This window comes from Huintestinicola sp., from assembly GCF_051882455.1.
GTDB lineage: Bacteria > Bacillota > Clostridia > Oscillospirales > Ruminococcaceae > Huintestinicola.
On sequence record NZ_JBJERV010000073.1, the window covers coordinates 1 to 6,775 of the forward strand.

At 48.7% G+C, this 6,775-nt stretch carries 8 protein-coding genes; 7 read left to right on the top strand and 1 reads right to left on the bottom strand.

What is annotated here, in order from left to right; translation table 11 throughout:
• Positions 1-64: 64 nt before the first annotated feature.
• Positions 65-910, top strand: coding sequence for an alpha/beta fold hydrolase (locus tag ACI4J0_RS09605; protein WP_439765590.1), 846 nt, complete (start codon positions 65-67; stop codon positions 908-910).
• Positions 911-948: 38 nt separating this feature from the next.
• Here the strand turns inward: ACI4J0_RS09605 and ACI4J0_RS09610 are convergent, their stop codons facing one another.
• Positions 949-1,281, bottom strand: a complete 333-nt coding sequence (locus tag ACI4J0_RS09610) for a hypothetical protein (protein WP_439765591.1) — start codon at positions 1,279-1,281, stop codon at positions 949-951.
• 232 nt (positions 1,282-1,513) lie between these two features.
• Between ACI4J0_RS09610 and ACI4J0_RS09615 the strand changes: the two genes are divergently transcribed.
• From ACI4J0_RS09615 to ACI4J0_RS09640, 6 genes are read left to right on the top strand one after another with little or no spacing between them, the layout of a single operon-like run.
• The gene (locus ACI4J0_RS09615; protein WP_432650767.1) at positions 1,514-1,699 is read left to right on the top strand and encodes a DUF951 domain-containing protein; all 186 of its coding nucleotides are present in this window, start codon (positions 1,514-1,516) and stop codon (positions 1,697-1,699) included.
• Positions 1,700-1,702: 3 nt separating this feature from the next.
• The gene (gene prfA, locus ACI4J0_RS09620) at positions 1,703-2,779 is read left to right on the top strand and encodes a peptide chain release factor 1 (protein ID WP_439765592.1); all 1,077 of its coding nucleotides are present in this window, start codon (positions 1,703-1,705) and stop codon (positions 2,777-2,779) included.
• A 19-nt stretch (positions 2,780-2,798) separates the two neighbouring features.
• Positions 2,799-3,824: an L-threonylcarbamoyladenylate synthase gene (locus ACI4J0_RS09625; RefSeq protein WP_439765593.1), complete on the top strand. Its 1,026-nt coding sequence runs from the start codon at positions 2,799-2,801 to the stop codon at positions 3,822-3,824.
• Entirely contained in the window at positions 3,821-4,453 is a 633-nt protein-coding gene (gene coaE, locus ACI4J0_RS09630; protein WP_439765594.1) for a dephospho-CoA kinase, read from the top strand. The genes ACI4J0_RS09625 and coaE overlap by 4 nt, the downstream gene beginning before the upstream one ends.
• 4 nt (positions 4,454-4,457) lie before the next feature.
• Entirely contained in the window at positions 4,458-5,021 is a 564-nt protein-coding gene (locus tag ACI4J0_RS09635) for a lytic transglycosylase domain-containing protein (RefSeq protein WP_439765595.1), read from the top strand.
• An 18-nt stretch (positions 5,022-5,039) separates the two neighbouring features.
• On the top strand, positions 5,040-6,446 hold the full coding sequence (locus tag ACI4J0_RS09640; RefSeq protein WP_439765596.1) for an aminopeptidase: 1,407 nt from the start codon (positions 5,040-5,042) through the stop codon (positions 6,444-6,446).
• Positions 6,447-6,775: the final 329 nt, after the last annotated feature.

The window sequence follows — 6,775 nt, forward strand, 5'->3', positions numbered from 1 at the left end:
TCAGGCTTTATGACAAGGTTTATCCTGCTGTTAGGGAGCAGATGAGCGAGCTTGCAGGACTGTAATGGAAGAGCTTGACATTATAACCTCCCGTGGAAATATCCACGTTTACAAGCAGGGAAACGGTGAAAAGAAGATAATTCTTCTCCATGGCAGCGGCTGCGACAGCGCAATGCTTTCCTGGCGTGAGGTAATGGGAAAATTTTCGGATAAGTTTACTGTTTACGCTCCCGACCAGCTTGGTTACGGAAAAAGCGACAAGCCCCAAAATATGGCGGGGGACAGCTTTTACGATATCCATATCGAAACGCTGAGGGAGCTTGCGGACAGCCTGGGACTTGAGAAATTTGCTCTTGCAGGGCTTTCTATGGGCGGCGCTGTGGCTATGGGCTTTGCGCTGAGGTACGGGGAAAGGGTCGCTGCCCTGTTTCCCGTTGACCCATGGGGAATTTCCGAAAAGATACCCCTCGGCAAATTTTCTTTATGGTACATTCACAAGACCGACCTTACATTAAAGCAGTTTCGGTGGATAGCCAATTCCCGTTTTATGGCAAAATGGCTTGCGTCATATGCCCTTATAGGTGACAAGAAAAATATCACAGATGAGATAATTGACGAGATGCTTGAAGCCTGCCGCGCAGACGGTGCAGGCAAGGCAATGCAGGATTATCAGCGAAGCTCCTGCACCGAAAAGGGCGTGTATCCATATTATGTAAACGAGCTTAGGAAGCTTAAAATGCCTGTGATGTTCATAAGCGGCGAAAAGGATGATCTGGTGCCCAAAGAGGACGTTATCCGTGCGGCAAAGGTAGTTGGCACCGAGGCTCGGATACTTAAAAACTGCAAGCACTGGTCTGTTAAGGAAATGCCGCAGGAGTTCTGCGATATAGTTGAAAATATGATAGGATAAAGCTCGGGGACTGCCCTTATCAAGCAGTCCCCGAGTTTTTATCTTGCCTTTATATCATGACCGCCCTTGTTCATCAGCGCAGACACCACACGCTTTGCGTCGGAGGGACGGCAGATGATGTCCACCGCCGCAGAAACGCTTTCTGAGCTTTCGCTATCCGCCGAAACTAAACCCGAAACGGGAGTAAGGGGCTGAAATGTACCCGTGTTCAGATTTGTGAAAAATCCCATAGGCGCAAAATCACCGTCACGATGTACTTTTTTTCTCCGCTCGGTGAGGGAAACATCAAAAATGCCTTCTCCAAGACCGCGCACCGCCAAAGCGGCAAATTCTGCGCTGTCAACCGAATCAAACTGTGCTGTAATTCTCATAATCTCATTTTCCTTTCAAAAGATCTTTCCGAAAATAAGTTTGCCCGAGACAGGGCGAAATAATCGCGCATAGACGATACTTGTTAAAATGAACAAAAAATATGCGCAAATTTATGTGCAATTCCGTATTTTTTGATTTATTCGCAAATTAAACGAAAAAAAGTTGCACAATGCAGGGGAAATGTGGTATAATAAAAATTACTAATGTGATTTTGCATAAAGGAGGCAGCCTATGGATATCCGAGTGGGAGACGTGCTTACAATGAAAAAAAATCACCCCTGCGGCTCGAAGCAGATGACCGTGCTGCGGTCGGGAATGGATTTCAAGCTAAGATGCACAGGCTGCGGAAGGGAATTTATGGTCCCGAGAAGCAAGATCGAAAAAAACATCAAGGCTGTGAGCCGAGACGAGGAGTAACCGATGTTTGAGAAACTGAAACTTACTGAGGACAGATTTGAGGAAATAAGCGAAAAACTCAGCAGTCCCGATATTATAAGCGACAACGAGCTTTACGCAAAGCTGATGAAGGAATATAAATCCCTTACTCCCATTGTAGAGAAATACCGCGAATACACTGCCGCCGTAAATGACCGTGACGGCGCAAAGGAGCTTCTTGAGGAAAGCGGCAGTGACAAGGAAATGAAGGAGCTTGCCAGAGCGGAGCTTGAGGACGCCGAGGAGCGTATCGCAGAAATTTCCGAGGAACTGAAAATTCTCCTTATCCCCAGGGACCCCAACGATGACAAGAACGTTATCATTGAGATACGCGGCGGCGCAGGCGGCGATGAGGCTTCGCTTTTTGCAAATTCCCTTTTCAGAATGTATTCCATGTACGCCGAGTCGCGCAGGTGGAAGATAGATATCCTTAACGCAAACCCTACGGAGCTTGGCGGCTTTAAGGAAATATCCTTCAGCATTGAGGGCGAGGGCGCTTATTCGAGACTTAAATACGAAAGCGGCGTTCACCGTGTCCAGCGAGTGCCCGAGACCGAGTCTCAGGGACGTATCCACACCTCTACCGTTACCGTTGCGGTGCTTCCCGAGGCGGACGAGGTGGAGCTGGAAATAAATCCTGCGGACATAAAGACAGATGTGTTCAGAGCGTCGGGCGCAGGCGGTCAGCATATCAACAAGACCGAATCGGCGGTGAGGCTTACCCATATCCCCACAGGTCTTGTGGTGGAATGTCAGGACGAGCGCAGCCAGTACAAAAACAAGGACAAGGCAATGAAAATTCTCCGCAGCCGCCTTTTGGACAAGCTCACCGAAGAGCAGAATGACAAGATAGCTTCGGACAGACGTTCACAGGTGGGAACAGGCAGCCGTTCCGAAAGGATACGCACCTACAATTTCCCCGAGGGACGTGTTACCGACCACAGGATAGGACTTACCATCTACAGGCTCGAGCATATCCTTAACGGCAATATGGACGAGATAATAGACGCTCTCGCGACTGCGGACCAGGCGGCAAAGCTTTCCGCACAGGGCGATGAGTAACATTAAGGAAAATCAGACTATGAATTACGATACACAAATGCTTTCCTCCTCGGAGGAGGATATAGAAAAGGCGGCGGCTCTTCTGCGTGAGGGCAGTGTGGTGGGAATCCCCACCGAAACAGTTTATGGGCTTGCTGCCGATGCGCTCAACAGCAGCGCTGTTTCCGAAATATTCAAAGCAAAGGGCAGACCCCAGGATAATCCGCTTATCGTACATATCGGCGAGTTTTCGGACATATATAAATATGTGACCGAAGTGCCCGAAAATGCCGATAAGCTGGCAAGGGCATTCTGGCCGGGACCTCTTACCATGGTCCTGCCCAAACGGGATATTGTCCCTATGACCACCAGCGGCGGACTGGATACGGTTGGTATCCGTTTCCCTGTTCACCCTATCGCACGTGAGATAATACGCAGAAGCGGCACCGCTCTGGCAGCTCCCTCCGCAAACCTTTCGGGCAGTCCCAGCCCCACCACGGCAATGCACGTTTATAAGGATATGAACGGCAGGATACCCGCCATCGTTGACGGGGGAGACTGCGCAGTGGGCGTTGAGTCTACTGTAGTTTCCTTTGATAAGGACGGAAAGGTAAGGCTTCTCCGCCCGGGCTTTGTGTCCCTTGAGGATATAAGGGGCGTTGTGGGGGAGGATAATGCTGTGTGCGCCAAGGGCGTTACCGAGAAAATTTCCGACGGTGAGAAGGTGCTTTCTCCCGGAATGAAGTACAAGCATTATTCACCCAAGGCAAATGTGACTATCCTCTGCGGCACTCTGGAAAAATTCACGGAATATGTTTCGGCTCATAACGGCGGTGGGGTCTGCTCTATGATATTCGATTCTGACGCAAAAGGTTTCCCCTTTGAGTACATCACCTACGGCGATACCTCAGAGGAGCAGGCGAGGGAGCTTTTTGCAGTTCTCAGAAGCCTTGACGATATGGGAACGGAGCAGGTATATGCAAGATGTCCCGAGCAGTCGGGAGTGGGTCTTGCGGTCTATAACAGGCTGCTCAGAGCCGCAGGATTTGAGGTGGTGAACCTTTGAACGGCACACGAGCAAGGGTGACGGGTCTCACGGGACAGAGCGGCGCAGGAAAGACCACTGTAAGCCGCGTCTTTGCACAGAACGGCTTTGCAGTCATTGACGCAGACATCATCTCAAGAGAAGTCACCGAAAAGGGACAGCCCTGCCTGAAGGAGCTTGCCGAGGCATTCGGTGGGGATATCATAAACCCTGACGGCACCCTTAACAGAAAGCGGCTGGGGGGCATAGTTTTCTCCGACAGGGAAAAGCTCAGGCAGCTTAACGGTATAATCTATCCCTACATAATCTACCTCATAATAAGCCGAATCGACGAGCTTTCCGAGAAGGGCGAGGAGCTTATTCTCCTTGACGCACCCACTCTCTTCGAGGCGAATGCAGACGACCTGTGTGACCTTATCATAAGCGTCACCGCAGACGAGGACATAAGGCTCAGACGGATAATTGCCCGTGATAACATCACTCCCGAAGCAGCAAAAAGGCGCTTTGAGTCCCAGTATTCCGAGCATTTTTTTGTTAATCATTCGGATTTTGTCATCAAAAACAATAAAACTCCCGACGTCCTTGCCGCAAAGGCGGAGGAGGTCGCAGGCAAGATCAAGGAGTATTACAATGCCAAAGCAAACGGATAAAACTGTGCGGAGGAAAAGAAAAAGAAGCCCCGTTCTGCCGATCCTGCTGATAATTCTGCTGGGAATGGGGATATATAAGCTTCCCGACCTGTGCAGAAATCATATTTATCCCCGGAAGTACAGCGAATATGTGGAGAAATATTCCTCAAAATACGGTATGGACAGCAATTTTATCTATGCCGTCATCAAGACCGAGAGCAATTTTGACCCCTCTGCCGAGTCGGACGTGGGTGCAAGAGGGCTTATGCAGCTTATGGAGGACGCATATGACTGGGTAGGCTACCGTATGAAGGACGGACGTGAGATAGACTATGACCATATGTTTGTCCCCGAATACAATATCGAGTACGGCACATATCTTCTTATGCTCCTTTACGATGAGTACGGCGATTATGAGACCGCTCTTGCCGCCTATCATTCGGGCAGGGGAAATGTGAACAAGTGGCTTGAGGACAGCGCTCTCAGCTCAGACGGGAAAACTCTTGACGATATCCCCTCATCTGCCACAAAGCATTATGTAAATAAGGTTATGAACGCATATTCAGCATATAATAACCTGTATAAATAACCGAAAGGAAGTATTTTTATGGAAAAGGAAAAATCAGCGGCAAAGCTTTTGCAGGAAAAGCTCTGCGTACAGAGAAAGAACGGCGTTCTCAGGACCTCCGAGGAGGATATGAAGCTCTGCGACGAGTACTGCGAAGGCTACAAGAGCTTTATGGATACCGCGAAGATAGAGCGTGAAGCTGTGGAATTTGCGGAAGCAGCCGCAGTCAAGGCAGGCTACAAGCCCTTTGAGAAAAATATGTCTCTCAAAGCAGGTGATAAGGTGTACTATGTGAACCGCAAAAAGGCAGTTATCCTTGCGTATATTGGCAAGGAGCCTGTTTTACAGGGCGTTCATATCGCTGCGGCTCATATTGATTCACCCCGCCTTGACCTCAAGCAGAACCCTCTTTACGAAAATGACGAGACCGCTTATTTCAAGACCCATTACTACGGCGGCATCAAGAAATATCAGTGGGGAACCATTCCTCTTGCCCTTCACGGCGTTATCGTCAAAGCTGACGGAACAGCTGTAAGAGTAAGCATAGGCGAGGACGAGAGCGACCCTGTTTTCTGCGTTACCGACCTTCTTCCTCACCTTGCGCAGGAGCAGATGAAGCGCAGCGCAGGGGAGATACTGAAGGGCGAGGAGCTTAACATTCTCATCGGCTCCCGTCCATTCAGAGACGATGACGTAAGCGAAAAGGTAAAGCTCAACATTATGTCCCTGCTGAATGAAAAGTACGGCATTACCGAGTCTGATTTCGTTTCCGCCGAGCTTGAAGCGGTACCCGCACTCAAGGCAAGGGATATCGGCTTTGACAGAAGTATGATAGGCGCATACGGTCACGATGATAAGGTCTGCGCATACACCGCTCTTACAGCTCTTCTCGACTGCAAGGAGATACCTCAGAAGACCGCAGTTGTTGTCCTCACCGACAAGGAGGAAACAGGCTCCGACGGAAATACGGGACTCCGCTCCTCCTATCTCAAGTATTTTATCCACGATCTTGCAGAGTGCTTCGGAATGGACGGCAGAACAGTTCTCAGCCGTTCCGAGTGCCTGTCCGCAGACGTAAACGCCGCATTCGACCCAACCTTCCCCGATGTAGTTGAGCGCAGAAATGCCGCATTCATAAACTACGGCGTTGTAGTCACAAAGTTTACGGGCTCAAGAGGAAAATCGGGGACCTCCGACGCTTCCGCCGAGTTTGTGGGCAGAGTCAGAAAGCTTATGGACGATAACAATGTTGTATGGCAGACAGGCGAGCTTGGAAAGGTAGACCTGGGCGGCGGCGGAACAGTTGCGGCATATATCGCAAATCTGAACGTTGATACTATCGACGTGGGCGTTCCCGTTCTCTGTATGCACGCTCCTTATGAGATAGTTTCAAAGCTGGACGTTTATATGACCTACAAGGCATTTGTAAGCTTCCTTTCCGAATAAACTATGATATTGCTTCTGCGGGGGATTTTTTCTCCCGCAGAATTTTTTTCTATTGACATTATGTAAAACAGAGGTTATAATTAAATTGAGTAACTGTGTAAGCAGCATAATGATCAGAAAGAAAAAACATCAAATGCAATAAAAAAATTTGCAGATATACATATTCTTGCTTCTTACAAAATATATTCAAAATCGTATCATATCGAGGATAGAATAATAAATTATATGTCAGAGAAGGTAATATTCTAAATGGATATAGGAATAGATTTAGGAACCGCAAATATTATGATAAGCATGGAAAACAAGGGCGTTGTTTTCTATGAGCCTGC

Coding starts and splice junctions, on each gene's coding strand:
- prfA (WP_439765592.1), top strand. CDS start 1,703: ATGTTTGAGAAACTGAAACTTACTGAGGACAGATTTGAGGAAATAAGC.
- ACI4J0_RS09625 (WP_439765593.1), top strand. CDS start 2,799: ATGAATTACGATACACAAATGCTTTCCTCCTCGGAGGAGGATATAGAA.
- ACI4J0_RS09610 (WP_439765591.1), bottom strand. CDS start 1,281: ATGAGAATTACAGCACAGTTTGATTCGGTTGACAGCGCAGAATTTGCC.
- ACI4J0_RS09605 (WP_439765590.1), top strand. CDS start 65: ATGGAAGAGCTTGACATTATAACCTCCCGTGGAAATATCCACGTTTAC.
- ACI4J0_RS09615 (WP_432650767.1), top strand. CDS start 1,514: ATGGATATCCGAGTGGGAGACGTGCTTACAATGAAAAAAAATCACCCC.
- ACI4J0_RS09640 (WP_439765596.1), top strand. CDS start 5,040: ATGGAAAAGGAAAAATCAGCGGCAAAGCTTTTGCAGGAAAAGCTCTGC.